Below are 2,236 nucleotides of genomic sequence, written 5' to 3'. Positions count from 1 at the left end.
GGATAATGATGTTCCACCTGAAAGTAATGCAATATATATCAGTAACAAATAATACCGATAGAGATCCCAGCTCTTGCGCCGGGATCTTTTTATCAACCGTCACTCTTACCCAAAATGCCCGTTCCCGCGCTTGATCACCGGCATATCACCCGTATCGTTCAGCGCGCCGGGGAACGCCTTAAGCCACTCGTTCATCTTTGGCACGTTAACACCGACGATGCTCAGCCCCTCAGCGCAGCCCCACAGTTCGCGGGTGTTCTGGGTGGTGATAACGATGCAGTCCGGCATCATCCGAATTTTTATCGGCATCCCGTCGGTAAATCCCGCCTGCGCTATCCAGTCACCGCGCAAAAATATCGCGTTATGCACGGCCCGGCTGTAGTACTCGCAGCGGGTGGTGGGTTGTGGTGCTTCAGTTGTGCCCGGTTCTGACTTACAATCGCGTTTAGCCATAGTAACTACCTCTTTAGTTGCTTGTGGTGAGCGGGTTGTCGGTGGTGAGACACCTTCAGCCCGCGTTCAAAGAATCTTCCTGTTAACTGTCTGTTCCTGCCCCGCCGGGGGCCTCCCTGCTAAAATCTCTGCATGCGAACCCTGCCGGTTCGCGCTCCGGCGAACCCGGTTCGGGCAGGGAAAGGTGGTTAATAAAAACGGTAATGGCAGCGGCTGACGCCGCTGCTATGATGCGGGGTGTGCAGGCCGGAAGGTCACGGCGGGGCGGTAGCGTGCCAGGGGCTGAAAACGCATATCGGGGTCTGATGACCGGGCAGCGAAAAGGCGACAGGAAAAAACCGCTCTAACCCACGGAAAGCACAGGAAAAATCNCTCTTCGTCGCCGGACTTCGCAACGGANAAAGTTGTTGTTGAGAATAACTCNCTCAGTGAGGCCGCTGATTATCTGGCAACGGGTAAAAAGCCGGAAGACAGATACCGTGACGCTCAGCAACAACTGAAAGAAGCGGTTGATGAGTTTAAAGCGAAGAACTGCGCGGGACTCAGCAGTGAGGCGTGTGGTGCGAAGATAGATGCGCACCGGGATGAACTTCTTGCCGGGGCAATGGAATTTGGCAGCGATTTTGTCCCTGTCTACAGTGACATCAAGAGTTTTGCTGAAGCGCAGTCAGCGTATGATTATCTGATTGCAGTAATCGGGGTTTTCCCGCCTGCGAAAGGGGCTAAGACATTACTCAACGGGGTTGAAGCAGCCCTGAAAAAAGGTGATGTAGCGGAAGCATCGAAGCTGCTCAATAAAGCCAGCGATGAAATTGCTGCTATTTCAGGCAGTAAAGGAAGCTGGAGTAAAGAGCTTAATAATCCAAAACCAAATACAATTTACAAAGTTGATGACAATAAAATATTTAAGACTGACTCTCAAGGACGGACAGCTAGTGTTGAGAGTACGTTATCTTGGTCTAAAAGTGATCGAAATATCTATCAACAATGTAAGGCAGGTAAATGTGGAATCGAAGGTGATGAGGGTGGTCATTTAATTGCCAGTATCTTTAATGGCCCGGGCGAAACGCTCAATCTTGTTCCTATGGATGGCAACCTGAATAAAGGTGCATGGAAACAGATGGAAAATACATGGGCCAGTGCTTTGAAAGACGGTAAACAGGTTAATGTGAAGATAGAACCTTCTTATAGTAGTAGTAGCAAAAGACCCGACAGTTTTACTGTCACTTACCAGATAAATGATGAACGTCCGATTAGAGAGATTTTTAATAATGCTCCAGGAGGCAAGTAATGTTTGCTCGTGATGATGAGTTATATTCAGACATAGGTCGAATATTGTATGAATCAGCACCTGAAGATGCTCGAAAAATTTTCTTGGATGCAGAACTGTCATACGAAAACGATCACGCTAAATTTTTATACGATTATATTAATAAAGATGGACAAAAAAAGTGGTTTTTACCCGAAACTCCAGCAACAGATAGTCTGCTTCTTGAGAAGATAGTAGAACTAAAATATTATTATTTAGAGCATGGACTCACTAATGGACGTCCCGCATGGCATGGTTGCCTTGTTATAGTTGACCTTGAAGAAATGAAAGTTAACTTAGATTATCGGTATGATTAAAATAAATCCCGCCCAGCGTTGGCGGGATTTTTGCTTCGCAAATTTACTCACTAATTACTGAATCCTTCCCGGCAGGCTATTTCACAATGGCCTGCTTCTTACCTTAAAATCCCCACACTCGTTGCAAGATTTCATCTTGCATGATTCTCCTTTTATT

3 protein-coding genes are annotated in these 2,236 nt (G+C 47.0%); 2 read left to right on the top strand and 1 reads right to left on the bottom strand.

What is annotated here, in order from left to right; all coding sequences use genetic code 11:
- Nucleotides 1–105 precede the first annotated feature (105 nt).
- Nucleotides 106–453 (bottom strand): SymE family type I addiction module toxin, encoded by a 348-nt coding sequence (locus NNN71_RS24435; RefSeq protein WP_442910531.1) that lies wholly within the window; start codon nucleotides 451–453, stop codon nucleotides 106–108.
- Between the two features lie 604 nt (nucleotides 454–1,057).
- Here NNN71_RS24435 and NNN71_RS24430 point away from each other — a divergent pair.
- Nucleotides 1,058–1,744 (top strand): DNA/RNA non-specific endonuclease, encoded by a 687-nt coding sequence (locus NNN71_RS24430; RefSeq protein WP_271459562.1) that lies wholly within the window; start codon nucleotides 1,058–1,060, stop codon nucleotides 1,742–1,744.
- Entirely contained in the window at nucleotides 1,744–2,079 is a 336-nt protein-coding gene (locus tag NNN71_RS24425; protein ID WP_271459561.1) for a hypothetical protein, read from the top strand. The genes NNN71_RS24430 and NNN71_RS24425 overlap by 1 nt, the downstream gene beginning before the upstream one ends.
- The last annotated feature ends 157 nt before the right edge of the window (nucleotides 2,080–2,236 follow it).

This window comes from Kluyvera sp. Awk 3, assembly GCF_028069715.1.
GTDB classification, from domain to species: Bacteria; Pseudomonadota; Gammaproteobacteria; order Enterobacterales; family Enterobacteriaceae; genus Kluyvera; species Kluyvera georgiana_A.
Note: the sequence above shows the minus strand (reverse complement) of the source record. Positions and strands in the feature narration are given on the sequence as shown.